Genomic DNA, 17903 nt, shown 5'->3' with positions numbered 1-17903 from the left:
TGTTCTAGTATATGGAAGTTTGTTCTCAATAGCAATATGGATGCTGAGGGAAGCTTCATTTCTGCAAGACAGGAGATGAATTTTAGATAAAAAAACAAAGGCTGTCAGCTCCCAGCCTTTGTTTTCTACTTTTAAGCAAATACATCCATCGCCTGTTCAAATAATTTTAATTGGCTATTCAAAGCTTCATCATCCGGCGGAACATGCGAATAAGTGCCGTCATTTGCCTGCTGTCGTGCTTTTTTAGAGTCACGGAGCATGATGTCGAGGATATCATGAATACGATTTTTTATCCGGGGGTCAAAGATTGGAAACATCAGCTCTACCCGTTTAATCATATTTCGCGTCATTAAATCTGCGGAGGACAGAAAAATATTGATGTCGCCATTATGATGGAAAAGATAGATGCGGCTATGTTCCAAAAATCGCCCGACAATGCTCAGCACGCGAATGTTCTCGCTAACACCTGGAATGCCCGGGCGCAGACAGCAGATACCGCGGACAATCAAATCCACTTGCACGCCGGCTTGAGAAGCTTCGTAAAGCTTTTTGATTAAAGGTTTATCTGTCAGCGAATTCATTTTGGCAATAATCCGTCCATTGTTATATTCCTTGTGAAACGTGATTTCCTGATCGATAAGCTGAATTAGGTCATTGCGAATATCAAATGGTGCCATGGATAAATGATGAAAATCAGGCTTTTCTGTATAACCGCTCAAATAATTGAAGAAATTGGTGGCATCGATGCCATATTTGCGCTTGGTCGTTAAAAAAGACATGTCTGTGTAAAATTTAGCTGTCTGATCATTATAATTTCCCGTACCAAGGTGGACGACCCGTTCAATCCGATTTTCATGCTTTCGGACAATCAGCGTGATTTTACTGTGGGTTTTCAATGAAATCATTCCGTAAATAACATGACAGCCGGCGATTTCCAGCTGTTTTGCCCACTCTACATTATTCGCCTCATCGAATCGTGCTTTTAATTCCACCAGAACGGTTACTTGTTTTCCATTTTCCGCTGCACGCTTTAAACTGGCGATAATCGGTGAATCCCCGCTGACACGATAGAGTGTCTGCTTAATTGCCAGCACTTCCGGATCATCCGCAGCTTCACGCATTAAATCAACAATCGGTTCAAAGGATTCATATGGATGATGAAGAAAGAGGTCTCTTTTTCTGACAGCTTCCAATACCGTTTCATCCTCATGGATATCCTGTGCCGGCTGCGGGATAAATGTTTCATAAATAAGATACTCAAAGTCATGCTTTACTTGATCATAAAAGTCATTTAAACACGTTAAATCGAGCGGTCCATCTACAATGTACAAATCCTTTTCATGAATTTCCAGCTCATGCAGCAGGAAAGAAGTAATAGAAGGGTCCTGCTCCATGGCATTCATCTCTAAACGGACAGCCTCTCCAAATTTGCGCTTCTTCAGCTCTTTTTCAATTTCCTTTAATAAATCATGCGCGCTGTCCTCATGGATATTCATATCTGCATTGCGGGTAATACGAAAAGTGCTTGTTGAGATTACCCGATATCCCTTAAAAAGTTTATGGATAAAAAACCGAATGACATCTTCTAACAACACATAGTGATGCGCATCATCAATCTGGATAAACCGGTCTAACAATGCAGGTACTTGGACAATCGCTGTTTTTTTCTGATGCTGTTCTTGTTCATACTCGTCTTCCAGCTGAATAGCAAGATTTAACGATTTATTTAACAGCATTGGAAAAGCGCGATAGGCATCGATGGCCATCGGTGTAAGAATCGGATAAATTTGTTCATCGAAATATTGCTCCAGTATATATAATGCTTCTGCAGATAATTCCGACATTTGAAAAAGACGAATCTGCTGTGTTTCTAATTCCTCCTGTACCTGTTTAAACAGGTGATACTGCTGCTCTACCAAGTCATGATTTAAGGATGCGATAGAAGAGAGCTGCTGCTTTGGAGTCAGGTTTGATTTGTCATCCGGCCGGTTAAATCCTGCTTTTACCTGATCCTTTAATCCGGCTACCCGGACCATAAAGAATTCATCTAAGTTGGATGAAAAGATGGATAAGAACCGCAGCCGTTCGAGCAACGGGTTGCTTACATCGTCTGCTTCTTCTAATACACGTTTATTAAATGAGAGCCAGCTCAGCTCCCTGTTATTGTAGGAGGCTGATGAATTGACGTTTTTTATTTGTTTGTCCATATCACACCATCCCTTTTTAAGAAGATATTCAAAAAGTTCCCAAATGATAAGCTGCGAATCGGGCTTTTTTGCTTCTGGTTTGAATCCTTTTTGAACACTCGTTATAGCGTCCTATATATATCATAATCCTTTTCCGCATAAAGTATGTTAAAGAGGTGTAAAGTTTGTGTGAATAATTTGTTTGGCAGGAGGGGTCGTAACAGCTTTCTCCTGCACGCTTATTTTTGTCTTTACAAATCAATAAATTCCAGATCTACTTCTTTTCCAATTGCTTTTTCCAGATGCTTTTTCTGTTTTTCTGCCTGGTATTCTTCCGGCATGGCATTGCCTTTCGTATATATACGAATAATGAGGGTCTTTTTCTTTGATGTAAACTCTATTTTTTCGACAATCTGCCTTTTGGTCGCATCTAAGCAATAAGTGAATTTTAATAAAGATCCCAAATCTAATAATTTCTGGCGCTCTTCCTTTAGGAACCATGATTTATAGGGCTGAATAAATTGCTTGAAGACGGTCTTATTTTTAAACGAAGCAACCAGTGCAAGCTTCAGACGTTCCCGGTGCTCTAATCCATCAATGGTACGGTTAGCCAGAAGGTAGAAGGTATGCTGCGGGCTTGACTCGGAATCAATATATTCTCCGAGATTAAATAAAAAGCTCGCCATTTTCAACAGCTGCCGGTCCTGCTTGTCCAGATGGATCAGTCCATTTTCTTTGCAAAAATCAAATATTTGCTCGGTCAGGTTTTGGACATGGCTGATATGTTTACGATCCAGATCATAATCATTAACGAGCTCCTGGATGCTTTCCTCTAATACATTTGGAAAGAGGGAGGAATCGAATTGCTTTGCTAAATGTTCATACAATACGCCATCCCGAAGTCCTTTCCGGCTTAGGATCAAGCTCTCTGCCTGAACAGTCTGATAGAGGCAGTGAAAAACTTCAATCGCAGGAATAATAATGTCCGCCCTGTCTTTAGAAAGTCCTTCTACTTTTGCTAATTTAGCCGGTTTCAGAGAAGTTAAATGATTGCTTACTTCCATAATATCCTTTTGGAACATTTGATACTCATGCAGACCTGCTAGCGGATAAGACTCCAGATTTTGATGGACCTGAGCCAGGTTACGCGCACTTCCGCCGATGGCAACCAATTTGACCTCTTTATCTGCAAGCCATGGAAGTGTTGCGAATTGATCCTTTAGATAGTGGCGCAGCTTGGAGAGCTCTTCGGTTGTCGGAATGGACTTGTGGAAGAAATCCTTTAAGGTAAGCGCACCAAAAGGAAAACTGTGTGACTCCTTGAGTTCCCGGCCCTCAAAATAAGTAACCTCTGTACTTCCGCCGCCGATATCTACGGTAACTCCTTCTGTGAGAGAGGTAGAATGGATAACTGCTAAATAGCCATAGTAGGCTTCTTCCTGTTCACTTACAATGCGGATATTTAATCCTGTACGTTCGACGATTTGGGTTTCAATTTCTTTTTTATTCTCCGCTTGCCGGACAGCTGCTGTAGCCGCACAGATGGTGTCCTGTAAGGTATAGGTATCCAGCACTTCCTGAAAGCTTTTCAATGTATCAATTAAACGGTCAATCCCGGCCTGGTTTAAGGTATTATCCTCTTCTAAAAAGGTACGCAGCCTGGAGGAGGCTTTCACGTTTTCTATTTCTTTCAGCCGGTTCCCCTTTGTTTTTTCATAAATGACTAAACGCATGGTATTGGAGCCAATATCGATGATTGCATAATGTTGCTTCTTCATTTCTTTCGCCTCCTGTTGTTTTGTCTGATTTTTCTTTTAGTTTAACACATTTGCAGAGAAATAAGCTGGCATTGCTGCGCTGCGGCAGGAACAAAAATAAGAAAAAGCCTTCAATTATCACTTCCCTGGGTAGATGCATATCTTGGTAGGAAGCAATGGAAGGAGGGCAATGGAATGAATGAATTCAATGTACCTGCAGAAAATCAGCAGGGAATGTATCCATATAACTTTTATAACCCTGCCGGATTAAATAACCAATTCAATTATCAAGAAGTCAGAAGGCCATATCACCATCCAAGACCATTTTATGGAAATCCTGTATTTGGATTTGGCGTGCCATTTTTAGGAGGATTGGCGACAGGGTTACTGCTAGATGACATAGGAGGACCGCCGCCATATTATCCTTATCCTCCATACTATCCATATCCGCCGTATGGGTATTATCCTTATTAGTAATATTATTTTTAAGAAAGGTAAGCAAAGTATTTTGTTGCTTGCCTTTTAGCATGGTAGCAATTAAAAAAAAGACTTGTAAAACGCTTTCTATTGATTTATACTACACCTAAATCGATTTACTAAACCGATTTATTAATTATGAGTTAAACAGGTGAAGCAGATGAAAACAATAACAATGGCAGATGTTGCTAAGCATGCAGGAGTGTCCAAAAGTACAATTTCTCAATATTTGAATGGTCGTTTCGATTATATGAGCAAAGAGACACGTATCAAAATTGAACAGTCTGTGAAGGATTTAGGTTATTACCCAAATATGGTGGCTCGCAGCCTAAAGCAGAAATCCTCAACGACCATAGGTGTTATTGTAGCAAATATTCTTCATGTATTTTCAACACAGGTAATACGAGCAATTGAGGATTTTTGTCATGACAAAGGATTCCATGTGATTGTATGCAATGCAGATGATCAACCTGAGAAAGAAAAAAAATATATTGAAATGCTAAAGGCTAAACAGGTGGATGGAATTATTGCTTTTCCTACTGGCGGTAATGTAGAGCTATATCAACAGCTTTTGGACGAGGAGTATCCATTAGTGTTTATGGACCGAATTGTAAAAGAATTGAAGGTAGATACGATACTTTTGGACAATGAGGAAGCGTCAAGACTAGCTGCCGATACTTTATTGGAGGGTGGTTATAAGCATATCGCAATGATAAGTCCGCCTTTACTTGAACAGGTAACACCAAGAGTGGAGCGTGTAAATGCTTTTCAAAAATTTATTCAGCAGAAAGGCAAAGACAGTCCAAAAATTTCTTTAATTACCGGGAAGATCAGTACGATATATGAAAAGCTAGATGCATTGTTTCAAAAGGACAAACATCCAGATGCTATTTTTGCCATTAATGATCGTGTGCTGCATGAGATACTCTCATTTTTAAATAAGAGAAATATGAGGATACCAGATGATATAGCAATCATTAATGTGGATGATGTATCTTTCGCGGACTTCTATAATCCGCCACTTACAACAATTTCTCAGCCTGCTTTTGATATGGGAAAAAAAGCAGCTGAAAACTTATTTGAAGTCATTTTAAAAGAAAAAACTGATAAGCATTCGGAAACGGTGCGATTCAAGCCGATTCTAGTACGAAGAAAATCTTGTTAAGGAGGATACTCTATATGAAAGATATATTGGAAACAGTAGCTGGAGAGATGCAGGAAGTATTGTCACAGGTTGATGCAAATCAAACGGTAGAACTGGCGGAGAAAATTCAAAAAGCAAATCGAATATTTATTGGGGGAACAGGCAGGTCTGGTCTTGCGGGGAAAATGTTTGCAATGCGTTTGATGCACAGCGGCTATCCGGTATTTGTAGTAGGAGAAACAATTACACCAAGTCTGGAATCAGGCGACTTATTATTATTAATATCCGGTTCTGGCGGAACAGCATCTCTTTTACATTATGCGAAAAAAGCAAAAGAAATTGAAGCGTCCGTTGCATTGGTTACAACAAATCCACAATCAGCAATTGGCGAATACAGCAATTTGATTGTCTGTATTCCAGCCGCTACAAAAAAACGGTTAGAAGCAGAACCAAAAACCATTCAGCCGCTAGGAAGTCAGTTTGACCAGTCTGCGCATCTTGTCTTAGATAGTATGGTTGTTTACTTATTGAAGGCATATCCAGAAAATCGCAGTGAAGCAAGTCTGAATCAAAAACATACTAATTTAGAATAGGAGACTTTGAAATGACTATTATTGAAGGAATCAAAAAAGAGAAAGTGGTAGCTGTTATTCGCAAATCTAGTGAAAAAAATATTGTAGGAATTCTGGAAGCTTTGGCAGAAGGCGGAATTCATCATGTAGAAATTACTGCGGAAACAACAAATGTGAATACGATTATTAAAAAAGCAGTCGCAAATGTAGATGAATCGATTAAAGTTGGTGCTGGTACTGTACTGGACCCAGAGACAGCGCGTTCTGTTATTTTAGCAGGAGCTGCGTTTGTTGTTGCGCCGACATGGAATCTAGAAACATTGCAGCTTTGTCAGCGCTATGGAATAGAACATATTCCAGGTGTATTAACACCTACTGAAATAACAACAGCATATGAGCATGGCGCCCGCATGGTAAAGGTATTCCCTGCTGATGCAGTAGGTCCAAAGTATATTAAAAATATCCGCGGTCCGCTTCCTCATGTAACAGCGATGGTAACGGGGGGAATTACCAAGGAAAATTTGAGAGAATATCTAGATAATGGCAGTGCAGCAGTAGGGCTTGGCAGTAATTTAGTGGATGCTTCTAAATTAAAAACAGATGAAGATTATAAAGAACTGACAGCACGTGCGAAAGAATTTATAGAATTAGCAAAGTAAATAATAAATTGCAGAAACGAGATCGGAGATTAGGTAGAGATTCATCTTGATCAGTGCTCGTTTCTGCAAGCAATATTTAAATACATTTATGCACCATATTTTTGAATAGATAAAGGAGGTTATATATTATGAAATTTAATAAATGCGCTTTCATTTTTATAGTGTTTGTTGCATTATGCCTTTTTTTAGCAGCCTGTGGGAATGACGAACTCGAAGTCGAGGACGATGGTACGCTGAAAATTATTGCAGCACACAACCAGACATCACCAGATAATCCTTACCAAGCTGGACTTTTGAAATTTAAAGAAGTCGTGGAAGAAGAGTCAGACGGCAAGATAGAAGTGGAGGTTCATGCTGGAACAATTGGAACAGAGGAATCTGAACTAGTGGAAAAAATTCAGCTGGGGGCTGCTGATGTTGTCGTTGTTTCACCTGGATTTATGACACAGACAGGTATTCGAGAGGTTGATTTATTCTCTGCTCCGTACTTATTTACGGATTATGACCATTGGCTTCGTACGGTAGACGGAGAAGTTGGAGAAGAGATGGCACAAATTATTAATGAAAAATCGGATAACTCATTTAAGCTTTTAGGTTATTGGTCAGCAGGGACAAGGCATTACTATGGGAAAAGACCAGTTGAAACAGTGGAGGATATGAGAGGATTATCGTTTCGAACACAGACATCAGGCGTAGTATCTGACTTCTGGACGCAGGTGGGTGCTATTCCATCCGGGATCTCGTGGGGAGAATTATATCAAGGTTTACAGCAGGATGTGGTAGATTCTTCTGAAAACGCATACCCTTTCTTTGTACAGCAATCTCACCATACCACACCAAATGGAAAGTATATCAGTGAGACGGCGCATGATTATACAACACGTTTTCTTCTAATGAATGGAGAGAAGTTTGATAATTTAAGTGCAAATCAGCAGCAAATTATTTTAGATGCGGCAGAAGCTTCTGTCGAAACAGAACGTGAAGTGACATTAGAACAGGATGAAGATTATAAACAGCAGGCAATTGAAGATGGAGCTGAAGTGAATGAAGTAGATCGGAAGCCTTTTATTATTGCTGCTCAACCTATTTTAGATGAATTTGCAGAAGAAATTGAAGTAGAAAAAATGCTTGAGGAAATCCGCACTCTGGCAGAAGAGTAAGGGGGAAGTCATATGAAGAAATTTATACAAGCGTTGGAAAAAGTACAGATTATTATTGGAGTCCTTTTTCTATGTGTTTTCTTTTTTGTCATTGTTTTACAAATCTTGACTAGGCATTTAGGTATATCAATTATTTGGACGGAAGAAGCAGCAAATTATTCCTTTATTTGGGCAGTATTTATGGGGGCTGCTGTTATGGTTAATCGCCGGGAGCATTTTAATTTTGATTACCTGCAGCGAAAATTTCAAGGGAAAAAAAGAATTTATTTAAGTCTTTTTAACGATAGTGTTTTAATTATCTTTAATGTTTGTGTCTTTTTATTAGGTTTACAAGTGGTTAACGAGTTTTGGAATTATACATGGTCAACCTTGCCAGATATGAAAATGGGTTATATTTGGATTGCCATACCAATCATGGCAGGTACGATGCTGATTTATACACTGTCACATATGATACAACATGTACAGAAACTAAATGCAAAGGAGGTCCATGGATAATGGGATTTCTACTTGTTGGTTTATTTTTACTGTTAATGCTTATCGGTGTACCAATAGCTTTTGTAATTGGAATTGTTGCTCTCATTGGTATTTTGAGTATTCCTTATACACCAGAAGCAACGGTAGCTATGTCGATGGTGAATGGTCTTGATTCGTTCGTATTATTAGCTGTTCCATTATTTATTTTGGCAGCAAATTTAATGAATTCAGGGAAAATTTCTGAAAAGCTGATTGACTTTGCATTAGCAATCGTTGGACCGATTCGCGGTGGTTTGGCACATGCAAATATTCTTGTATCGATGATGTTTGCAGGCGTATCTGGCGCATCTCAGGCAGATACAGCAGGTGTGGGTAAAATTCTTATTCCCAGCATGCTTCGTAAAGGTTATGATAAAGAGACCTCTGTAGGCGTTACTGCTGCATCTTCCACGGTAGGAGTAGTCATACCTCCGAGTATTCCTATGATTATTTTTGCAGGACTGACAAATGCTTCAGTTGGTGCTTTGTTTCTGGGAGGAATTATACCGGGAATTTTAATTGGCTTAGGTATGATGATTTTAATTTACGTGATAGCTGTTAAACGGAACTATCCTAGAGATAAACGCGTTGAAATGAAAAAACTGCTTAAGTTATTTTTTGATGCATTTCCAGCTTTGTTGACACCTGTTATCATTATTGGAGGTATTATATCTGGTTTTTTTACTGCTACAGAAGCTGCAGCAGTAGCATCTATATATACAGCAATCGTATGTATGTTCTATTATAAAACATTAAAAATAAAAGATTTTCCAAAGATTTTATTCGATACTTTAGCGCTTAGTTCTTTATCTTTATTTGCACTTGCAGCTGCCAGTGCGCTTGGAGAGTTGATGAGCTATTACCAGCTGGGAACAGCAGCACAGGAGTTTTTCGATAATAATATTGGTGCAAGCTGGTTATTTATCCTTGTTATTATTGCATTTTTCTTGTTTATAGGAACATTCATGGATGCGATTCCAGCGATGATTTTGTTTGTACCTATTATATTGCCTACTGCTTTAGAATTTGGAATAGATCCGGTGCATCTAGGGTTAATTGTAATTATTACACTTGCGATTGGCTTAATTACACCTCCATATGGGCTCTGTTTATTACTTGCAGCAAAGATAGGAAATATGTCGATAGAACGATCTTTTGTAGCGGTAATTCCATATATTGCAATTATCTTAATCGTTCTCTTATTTGTTGCTTTATTCCCGGATATTACATTCTATATTCCTAAATTAATCAACCCTGCTTTATTTTAAAGGAAGACTTTAAAAGGAAGGAAGTTTGAAAATGGAAACATCAGATAAACAGTATGCTGCAGAGAATGCAGCCGAAAGAGTAAAAGATGGAATGATACTTGGAATAGGGTCTGGTTCAACGGTAAATTATATGTTAAAAAAACTTGCTAAGCGAATAGAAGAAGAAGGAATTCAGGTAAAAGGTATTCCTTCTTCTAAAAAGTCGGAGAAATTAGCAATTGAACTTGGAATTCCATTGACAAATTTTGCTGAGAATGGTCATATAGACCTTGCTATTGATGGAGCAGATGAGGTAGATAAGCAACTTCATCTGTCTAAAGGAGGCGGAGGTTCACTTTTTCGCGAAAAGATGGTAGATAATATTGCGGATTATTTTATTGTTATTGCAGAAGCAGATAAACTGGTTAAAAGATTAGGAGCATTTCCTTTACCTGTAGAAGTAGTGCCCTTTGGCTGGGAACTAACTGAGAAAAGGCTCCAAAAACTAGGATGCCAAACAACTTTGCGCTATCGGAATGAAAAGCAATTTGTTTCAGATAACGGCAATTATATTATTGACTGTCAATTCGAAAAGATTGATGAGCCAGAAAAAGTGCATAAGGAAATAAAATCGCTGCTTGGTGTAGTAGAAACAGGAATATTTGCAAATATGGCGGATGAAGTGATTATTTCAGAAAATGGAAAATTACGATCAATTAAACGATAGAAATGAATTTTGGAGGGAATAGAATGAAAGATATTATTACGATGGGAGAGGCAATGATTGTTTTTAATCCAGATGCGACAGGCCCGATGAAATTTGTAAATGGATTTAAAAAGCATATTGGAGGCGCGGAGCTTAACGTTGTGGTCGGCTGTTCCAGGCTTGGTCTAAATACAGGATATATCAGTCGATTGGGAAATGATGAGTTTGGTAAGACCATCCTTACCTTTGCAAGAGGCGAAGGAATTGATGTAAAAGAAGTGAAATTGGTAGACGATTATCCTACTTCATTAAATTTTAAAGAAATTATGGAGGACGGCAGTGTAAAAGTCTTTTTTTACCGTGATAAGTCACCTACATCAACAATGAAACCAGAAGGATTAAATGAGTCATATATTAAAAATACACGTATACTGCATTTGACAGGTATTTTCCCAGCAATTGGCGGAAACAATTTAGAAGTCATGATGGAATCCATTCGTCTTGCCAAAAAGCATGGTGTGAAAATTTCTTTTGACCCCAATATCCGTCTTAAGATGTGGACAAAAGAAGAGGCAAGAAAAGTATTATTAACTATTCTTCCACATGTGGATATTTTGCTTACTGGGGAAGACGAAATGGATATTATTATTGGGGAGAGTGAACCAGAAGCAATTATTGAGAAAACAAAGGAATTTAATATTCCAACTATTATAATTAAACGCGGTGAGCTTGGCTCAGTTGGTTACCATCAAGGAAAGACAATAAAAGCGGATCCTGTGAAAGCTTCTAAAGTTGTGGATACAGTCGGTGCGGGGGATGGATTTGATGCTGGATTTCTTTATGGTTTTTTAAATGGCTGGAATTTAGAGCGCAGTCTGCACTTTGCTAATACTATCGGTTCCATAGTTGTTAGTATTGCTGGAGATAACGAGGGACTTCCATACTATGAAGATGTTCAAGAGAAACTGGGAGAAGTAGAACGTATTGAACGTTAAGGAGGACAGACAGTGAGACTACAATTAGCATTGGATAGATTATCAAAGGATAGATGTATTCAACTGGCAGAGGATACTGAAGAATATGTTGATATTATTGAAATTGGTACAGGGATTATTAAAGAATATGGTATGTCCATTATCCGTGAAATGCGTGAGCTTTTTCCATATAAAATAATTCTGGCAGATATGAAAACCTGTGATGCAGCAAAACATGAAGTGAAACAAGCCCTGGAAGCAGGGGCAGATATAACGACAGTGATGGCTTTTTCAGCTGATGCATCCATTAGAGAGGCACTGAAGGAAGCTGATAAACGAGGCGGACAAATAATGATTGATTTACTTGGAATTCAATCCAAACAACGTGTAGAAGAATTAGCTTCATTAGGGGCAGAACTGGTAAGTCTTCATGTGGGGAAAGATCAGCAAAGTAATGGGGCTTTTCATAAAGATTTATTCAAATTAACAGAAGAAACAGGCTTAGCAGTAGCTGTTGCTGGCGGGATTAACGAGGATTTAATGCCAGACATTGTGGCAAACCATCCTGATATTATTATTATTGGCAGCACGATAACTGGGCAAGAAAACCCAAAGAAAACAGCAGGTAAATTAAAAACTTTTATGTAAAATATTTTACCGAGAATAACACAGGTTGCAGAAACTTGTGTTATTCTATTAATTAAGCAATATTCTGCCGATTTTTCTTAGACGGAAAAGGCTGCTATTTTTTAAATTCGAATGATTTTTAGTATAATGTAAAAAATAGCTCGGATTACAAATATTGAAGTGAAAAGTTATTAAACCACAGGAAAGGTTGGTTAGCATGAAATTAGGCACAATTGGATCAGGTAAGATTGTTCAGGAGATGCTGCGGGCAATAGAACCGGTTGAAGAAGTAAACTGTGTTGCTGCATATTCCAGAAAACAAGAAACAGCGGATGGATTAGCCGACGAGTTTCAAATCCCGAAAACTTATACATCTTTGGAAGAATTTTTTGCTGATGAAGAGATGGATACCGTATATATTGCTTCCCCTAATCAACTGCATAAACAGCAGGCGCTTCAAGCGATAGAAAATAAAAAGCATGTTATTTGTGAAAAGCCGTTCACCCCGACGGCCAAGGAAGCGAAGGAACTGAAGGAGGCAGCGATACAAAATCAAGTGTTTGTTTTTGAAGCGATTCCTACTTTGTTTTTACCTAACTTTCTAGAGCTGTCCAAGCATATTGAACGATTAGGACCTATCCGGCTGATTCAATGTAATTACAGCCAATACTCCAGCCGCTATGATCAATTAAAAGCTGGAGAGGTGACCAATATGTTTAATCCTGCATTTGCAGGCGGTGCATTGGCGGATATCAATATCTATAATCTCCATTTTGTATTGCGTTTATTTGGCAAGCCGGAAGAGGTTACTTATAAAGCGAATTTGTATGAAAATGGCATAGATACTTCCGGTATCGCTTTACTTTCCTATCCAGGTTTTCAAGCAAGCTGTGTTGGATCGAAGGACACCACTGGTGAAAATTTTGTCTCGATTCAGGGAGAAGAAGGCTATATGTATATCAAGCCTGGCGCAAATGGTGCAAGAAATGTCAAAATCACGATTGATGGAAAAACAAAGGACATCTCTGTAAAACAGGACCGGGCAAGACTTTCCTATGAATTTATTCATATCAATAAAATTATCAAAAATCATGATGAGAAAGTATTTGAGGAATTAATCGATCATACGATTGCAGCCGCTGAAGTGTTAGAGGATGCACGGAGTCAGGTCGGATTATAAAACGGAACTTCATTTAATGGGAGTTTTTTGCTTTTTTTCATGATAAAAGAATAAAAAAATCGCTGTATGAAAACTGTCATACGGCGATTTTTATTGGAGAATTAATTCGCAGAATTCAGGCTTGCTGCGAATTTGCCTGCAGGCCGTTGTATAGCTTTATCAGCTGCTTATTAGTCTTCAATATCTATTATATGGGGAGATATGGATTGATTTGGGATTTTTATGATTAAAATTCCATTCTCAAGGGTTGCCGTGATGCTTTTTTTTGGTATATTAAAAGGGAGTGTAATAATGCGTTCTTTCCGCTCGGTGGATTTTTTATTTACGTTTTCTTTTTCTGTCTGTACGGATAGGCTTTCGTCCTTATTTAATATTATTTTTATTTGATTTCCTATGATTTCAATTTGAATATCCTGCCGGCGGTATCCAGGAACTTCTGCTTTTACATAAACGTGATTTTTTTCCTCTATTATTTCTGCGGGAAAATCATTAAGTATCTGGCCCTGGAATGATTTAAAAGAACGGGAAAATAGATTATCCATTCGATCGACGAACTCTTGAAAGGGGGCAAAATCAATATTCCAATTTTCAGGGAAAACTTTTTTCTTATCAGAACGAGAATCATGCTTATCGGGATCCATCAAAAAACCTCCTAACGATAACTTTTGGTTATTTCTTACACGAGGCGGGAGCTGTATCTATTATGGAATCAGCCTATGGTTGTGACGTGATAAGAATATTGTATGCAGGCAGTGCAGAAGCTGTGCGCATATGACATATAAGAAAAGAGTGCAGAAAATAATGTTGTAATTTTCTGTTTCCTGTACATAGGCATTGTTAAAAAACGAGAGGAAGCGTTTGTTTTTCCATTATATATAAGGAAAAGCAATGGGCGTGCATGCTACGAAAAAGAGGGAGAGAAAAGATTGACTAAATTTTGTAAAGAATGTGGAAAGCCAATTGGGGACGGAGCGCAATTTTGTAAGCATTGCGGAACAAAGGTAAGCAGCGAGGTGCCGAAGCATAAAGCCATAGCGCCAGAAACGGAAAAAGAAGCTGCAGAGAAAAAAGCACCGGTAGAGCAAGCTGGCAAGGAAGAAAATCAGACACGAAGCGAGCAGCAGACGCGGCAGGTGAATAAAGAAAAGAAGCCAATGACAAAAAAGAAAAAGATATTGACAGGAATACTTGGCGTTATTGCATTATGTGTCATTGGTTTAGGTATTTGGGGAAATATGTATTATTCCGAGGAAAACACGGCAAATCGTTTTGCAAGTGCGATGGCTGAGGGAGATACTGAAACGATTCAAAAGGTGATGACAGTGGACGGCAAGGAGCTTTCTGCTGAGGAGGCCAATGCTGTGGCTGCGATGAGGGAAGAGGAGGAATTCGCTTTTATCAGTGACGGGGATTCCGAAGTGCTATTTGAAGAACTTCCTGTTTTTGATATGGAAGAATCCAATGAAAAAGCATTCTTGTTTTTCACGCAATATGATGTAGCAGCCGAGCCGCAGTATGTTACTGTCTATTCTAATGTAGAAGGGGTGACAACAACATTTAATGGCGGCGGGTTTGAAGAGGCTGATGCGTCTTCGGATTATATTGAATATGGTCCATTAGCTCCCGGTATTTATGAAGCGGCAAGCAGTTTTGAAACAGATTACGGAGAAGCTGCAAAAAGTCAGAACATACGGTTAATGGATACGTATAACAGCTATGAGTCGGAACTAGAGGTGGGGGAAGTCACTTTTTATGAAATGTTCGAGAGTGATTTACCATATAACTCGATGGAATGGATGATTAATGAAGAACCCCTTGAAACGAATACAGATAGTGGTTATGTGACAGCCGGACCGCTTTTACTTGACGGTTCCATGGAATTGACTGGTGTTGTCAAAACAGATTGGGGAGATATTGAAATTGAACCAATTGCGATTACAGATAGGGAACACGATGTGTATATTACCGAGTTATTCACTGATGGGGCAGAAGAAGAAATCAAAGAAGTCATCACAAACTTTAGTGAAAATTATGTAGAAGCAACAGCCCAGCTGGATGCATCCGTGATTGAAAATATTTCAGATGAATTAAGTGAAACGTTAGAGGATGAACTTTTTACGTATTTTAATGATAATGGATTCAGCGGCAGATTGGATGAAATCGGGATTGCCTTTGAGGATTCGGAATATGTAGAGGGTGATTCATCAGACAACCCGGAATTCGAACTTCCTGTTCAGCTGAATATGACAGGAACCTATGATCCAGATTCAGAGTATGAAGAAATAAATATAGAGACCATTTTTACTATTCAATACGGTACAGATGGCGGTAAATGGGATATTCAAGATTTCACAGAAGCTTTTTACCCGAGAGATGTCAATTATGAGTTTTTTGAAGCATCTGGCGAGGAATATGAAGGTGTTGTTTTAGAGGACGAAGATGAAGCCGACGAAAATAGTGATGAGAATGGCAATTCGGAGGATGAGGAACTTACAGAAATAGAAGCAGTAGTTGAAAATTATGTTGATAATTTAATCTGGGCTATTAATACTGGTGACTATAGCATAGTAGAAGATTATATTGCTACTGGCAGTGAATTAGATACGATGCAGCAAGACTTAGTGGAACGCTTATATGATAGTGGATTAACACAAGAAATCGTATCAATGTCTGTAGAAGATGTGGAAGAGATTGATTCAGAAACATGGGAAGTAACAACAAGTGAAACAATTGAATTGATGTATGCAAGCGATGAGACAGAAACAGAAGATTATCAGTGGACGTATACGGTGGAGTTAACAGCTGACGGATATCAGCTGACGAATTTAGAATAACCGTTACAGCCAGAGGGGAACCTTTGGCTGTATCTTTCTGATAAAACACTTGACCAGACGCCCACTTTTCCGATAGTCTATAGTTTACGAATATAAATAAAGCGAGGAAATTAGACAGTGAATATGTATACAGATAAACGGACAGATTTTTATAAAGACCGTTATGAAAATAGAGCAAGATTAATGATTAAATGTCCAGATCAGCCGGGAATTGTGTCTGCAATCTCTACATTTTTATGGAACCAGCAGGCAAATATTGTCACATCTAATCAATATACCCAAGATCCAAAAGGCGGCGAATTCTTTATGCGCCTTGATTTTGAATACCAGACCGGGACAGACGTGGAAAAACTGAAGCAGGAATTTCAGGAGATTGCCGATCGTTTTCAAATGGACTGGCGGCTAAGTCTCGTTCATGAGTTGAAAAATATCGCGATTTTTGTTTCAAAAGAGTCGCATTGTTTACTAGAGCTGTTATGGGAATGGCAAAGCGGCGATTTAATGGCAAATATTCCAGTGGTTATCAGCAATCATGAAAATTCCCGTAAAATGGTAGAAGCATTAGGGATTGATTTTTATCATCTGCCTGTTACAAAAGAAACCAAACCGGAGATAGAAGCGAAGCAAAAGGAAATCTTAGAGGATTACGATATTGATTTGATTGTATTGGCACGCTACATGCAAATTCTTTCCCCGACATTTGTGGAAGTATTTAAAGATAGAATCATTAATATCCATCACTCTTTCCTGCCGGCATTTATCGGAGCAAAACCGTATGAACGTGCCTTTGAACGAGGGGTAAAAATGATTGGTGCAACTTCGCATTATGTAACCAACGATTTAGATGAAGGACCAATTATTGAACAAGGAACAGAGCCAGTCAGCCATGAGCATAATGTGGAGGACTTAAAAAAGATTGGACAATCCATTGAGCGCAGGGTATTGGCGCAGGCTGTTAAATGGCATTTAGAAGATCGAATTATTGTGCACGGAAATAAAACCATTGTATTTGAATAAAGCGAAAAGGGAATGCTGCAGATTGTTTTTGCGGCGCTCCCTTTTTTATTATACTCCCTTTTTGGAATAGGTGATGGTGCATAGCTCCGCTCCGGCCAACCACTCCGCTTTCCGACGTACAAATGTTTTCGATGGGACGAGTAATCGCAGTCCCAGGACGTACTAGTGCAGACGTTGCAACAACTCTTTTCGATGGGGTGAGTAATCGCAACCCCAGGACGTTGCGGTCTTAGTCTGCCATGGGGACGGCTTCAGCTAACTTGAAAAGAAAACCGCTTTTCAAGTGGATCTTCAGCTCGCCCTGTTCCCATAGGAGTCTACGTGGTCGGCCTGCGCTCTGATAGGATTCTGCAGCGAATGAAAGGAATAACATTTTGATGAGTTGGACGAAATAGCAGCTTTCGCCTGAACAACCAATCCAGGCAGCATGGAAATGAAGTTACTTTTTAATGTGTGAAAGTTGAGTTTATTAGTCAATGATTTTTCTGATTTTTTATTTTAGAAAGCGAAATGATATTAAATATTAATCTGATACCAAAACCTAACAGGATGATGAAAAATGAGATAAACAAGAGAGAAGACGAGCTTGTATCAGCAGCTTGATTACGTATGAAAAGAAGGTAAACCAATCCCGCTAATGCTGTGATTGTCAGGATCGTATTGATGCATAAAGAAATAATTAAAAATCTTCTGTTTTTATTATTCACAATACCCCCCCTCGTATTACGGATGGTTTCTAAATATGGAAACGTCCAATCAAATGAAGCATTCCATAGATTGAATCTTCATTAATCCGGGATTTCTTGTATCCAACATATGCCCTAATCACAAAAAAATAATAGCTATA

At 38.8% G+C, this 17903-nt stretch carries 16 protein-coding genes; 13 read left to right on the top strand and 3 right to left on the bottom strand.

The window, feature by feature from the left end:
- Positions 1-131 precede the first annotated feature (131 nt).
- The gene (locus MKY45_RS19160; RefSeq protein WP_193064851.1) at positions 132-2207 is read right to left on the bottom strand and encodes an RNA degradosome polyphosphate kinase; all 2076 of its coding nucleotides are present in this window, start codon (positions 2205-2207) and stop codon (positions 132-134) included.
- A gap of 230 nt (positions 2208-2437) precedes the next feature.
- Positions 2438-3964: an exopolyphosphatase gene (gene ppx, locus MKY45_RS19155; RefSeq protein WP_042529924.1), complete on the bottom strand. Its 1527-nt coding sequence runs from the start codon at positions 3962-3964 to the stop codon at positions 2438-2440.
- Between the two features lie 174 nt (positions 3965-4138).
- On the opposite strand from ppx, the gene MKY45_RS19150 reads away from it, so the two are divergent.
- The 11 genes from MKY45_RS19150 to MKY45_RS19100 all read left to right on the top strand — a co-directional run bounded on the left by MKY45_RS19150 (position 4139) and on the right by MKY45_RS19100 (position 13205).
- The gene (locus MKY45_RS19150; protein ID WP_256705040.1) at positions 4139-4417 is read left to right on the top strand and encodes a spore coat protein; all 279 of its coding nucleotides are present in this window, start codon (positions 4139-4141) and stop codon (positions 4415-4417) included.
- 154 nt (positions 4418-4571) lie between these two features.
- Positions 4572-5585, top strand: a complete 1014-nt coding sequence (locus MKY45_RS19145) for a LacI family DNA-binding transcriptional regulator (RefSeq protein ID WP_341173241.1) — start codon at positions 4572-4574, stop codon at positions 5583-5585.
- A 14-nt stretch (positions 5586-5599) separates the two neighbouring features.
- A complete protein-coding gene (gene hxlB, locus MKY45_RS19140) occupies positions 5600-6157 on the top strand; it encodes a 6-phospho-3-hexuloisomerase (RefSeq protein WP_193064849.1) in 558 nt (185 codons plus the stop codon).
- A gap of 11 nt (positions 6158-6168) precedes the next feature.
- The gene (locus MKY45_RS19135; protein ID WP_341173240.1) at positions 6169-6795 is read left to right on the top strand and encodes a bifunctional 4-hydroxy-2-oxoglutarate aldolase/2-dehydro-3-deoxy-phosphogluconate aldolase; all 627 of its coding nucleotides are present in this window, start codon (positions 6169-6171) and stop codon (positions 6793-6795) included.
- 128 nt (positions 6796-6923) lie between these two features.
- Positions 6924-7955 carry a TRAP transporter substrate-binding protein gene (locus MKY45_RS19130; RefSeq protein ID WP_193064847.1) on the top strand — a complete coding sequence of 344 codons (1032 nt, stop codon included), beginning with the start codon at positions 6924-6926 and terminating at the stop codon, positions 7953-7955.
- A 12-nt stretch (positions 7956-7967) separates the two neighbouring features.
- Positions 7968-8453, top strand: a complete 486-nt coding sequence (locus MKY45_RS19125; RefSeq protein WP_193064846.1) for a TRAP transporter small permease — start codon at positions 7968-7970, stop codon at positions 8451-8453.
- A complete protein-coding gene (locus MKY45_RS19120) occupies positions 8453-9739 on the top strand; it encodes a TRAP transporter large permease (protein WP_193064845.1) in 1287 nt (428 codons plus the stop codon). The genes MKY45_RS19125 and MKY45_RS19120 overlap by 1 nt, the downstream gene beginning before the upstream one ends.
- A gap of 31 nt (positions 9740-9770) precedes the next feature.
- Complete coding sequence (gene rpiA / locus MKY45_RS19115; RefSeq protein WP_193064844.1) at positions 9771-10445, top strand: ribose 5-phosphate isomerase A; 675 nt, start codon at positions 9771-9773, stop codon at positions 10443-10445.
- Between the two features lie 23 nt (positions 10446-10468).
- Positions 10469-11419, top strand: a complete 951-nt coding sequence (locus tag MKY45_RS19110) for a sugar kinase (protein ID WP_193064843.1) — start codon at positions 10469-10471, stop codon at positions 11417-11419.
- 12 nt (positions 11420-11431) lie between these two features.
- Positions 11432-12046, top strand: coding sequence for a 3-hexulose-6-phosphate synthase (gene hxlA, locus MKY45_RS19105; protein WP_193064842.1), 615 nt, complete (start codon positions 11432-11434; stop codon positions 12044-12046).
- A 196-nt stretch (positions 12047-12242) separates the two neighbouring features.
- The gene (locus tag MKY45_RS19100) at positions 12243-13205 is read left to right on the top strand and encodes a Gfo/Idh/MocA family protein (RefSeq protein ID WP_042529929.1); all 963 of its coding nucleotides are present in this window, start codon (positions 12243-12245) and stop codon (positions 13203-13205) included.
- Positions 13206-13375: 170 nt separating this feature from the next.
- Here the strand turns inward: MKY45_RS19100 and MKY45_RS19095 are convergent, their stop codons facing one another.
- Positions 13376-13846 (bottom strand): Hsp20/alpha crystallin family protein, encoded by a 471-nt coding sequence (locus MKY45_RS19095; RefSeq protein ID WP_193064841.1) that lies wholly within the window; start codon positions 13844-13846, stop codon positions 13376-13378.
- Between the two features lie 285 nt (positions 13847-14131).
- Between MKY45_RS19095 and MKY45_RS19090 the strand changes: the two genes are divergently transcribed.
- Both MKY45_RS19090 and purU read left to right on the top strand, forming a co-directional pair.
- Positions 14132-16039 carry a zinc ribbon domain-containing protein gene (locus MKY45_RS19090; RefSeq protein ID WP_193064840.1) on the top strand — a complete coding sequence of 636 codons (1908 nt, stop codon included), beginning with the start codon at positions 14132-14134 and terminating at the stop codon, positions 16037-16039.
- A gap of 117 nt (positions 16040-16156) precedes the next feature.
- Positions 16157-17056, top strand: a complete 900-nt coding sequence (purU, locus tag MKY45_RS19085; RefSeq protein WP_419880333.1) for a formyltetrahydrofolate deformylase — start codon at positions 16157-16159, stop codon at positions 17054-17056.
- Positions 17057-17903 lie beyond the last annotated feature (847 nt).

The organism is Oceanobacillus sp. FSL K6-0251, from assembly GCF_038004725.1.
Taxonomy (GTDB): Bacteria; Bacillota; Bacilli; order Bacillales; family Amphibacillaceae; genus Oceanobacillus; species Oceanobacillus oncorhynchi.
This window is presented reverse-complemented; position numbering and strand designations above follow the sequence as displayed.

Bases quoted from the DNA above. Each gene is read 5' to 3' on its own strand.
- MKY45_RS19160 (WP_193064851.1), bottom strand. From the start codon at position 2,207: ATGGACAAACAAATAAAAAACGTCAATTCATCAGCCTCCTACAATAAC.
- ppx (WP_042529924.1), bottom strand. From the start codon at position 3,964: ATGAAGAAGCAACATTATGCAATCATCGATATTGGCTCCAATACCATG.
- MKY45_RS19150 (WP_256705040.1), top strand. From the start codon at position 4,139: ATGAATGAATTCAATGTACCTGCAGAAAATCAGCAGGGAATGTATCCA.
- hxlB (WP_193064849.1), top strand. From the start codon at position 5,600: ATGAAAGATATATTGGAAACAGTAGCTGGAGAGATGCAGGAAGTATTG.
- MKY45_RS19135 (WP_341173240.1), top strand. From the start codon at position 6,169: ATGACTATTATTGAAGGAATCAAAAAAGAGAAAGTGGTAGCTGTTATT.
- MKY45_RS19130 (WP_193064847.1), top strand. From the start codon at position 6,924: ATGAAATTTAATAAATGCGCTTTCATTTTTATAGTGTTTGTTGCATTA.
- MKY45_RS19125 (WP_193064846.1), top strand. From the start codon at position 7,968: ATGAAGAAATTTATACAAGCGTTGGAAAAAGTACAGATTATTATTGGA.
- MKY45_RS19120 (WP_193064845.1), top strand. From the start codon at position 8,453: ATGGGATTTCTACTTGTTGGTTTATTTTTACTGTTAATGCTTATCGGT.
- rpiA (WP_193064844.1), top strand. From the start codon at position 9,771: ATGGAAACATCAGATAAACAGTATGCTGCAGAGAATGCAGCCGAAAGA.
- MKY45_RS19110 (WP_193064843.1), top strand. From the start codon at position 10,469: ATGAAAGATATTATTACGATGGGAGAGGCAATGATTGTTTTTAATCCA.
- MKY45_RS19100 (WP_042529929.1), top strand. From the start codon at position 12,243: ATGAAATTAGGCACAATTGGATCAGGTAAGATTGTTCAGGAGATGCTG.
- MKY45_RS19095 (WP_193064841.1), bottom strand. From the start codon at position 13,846: ATGGATCCCGATAAGCATGATTCTCGTTCTGATAAGAAAAAAGTTTTC.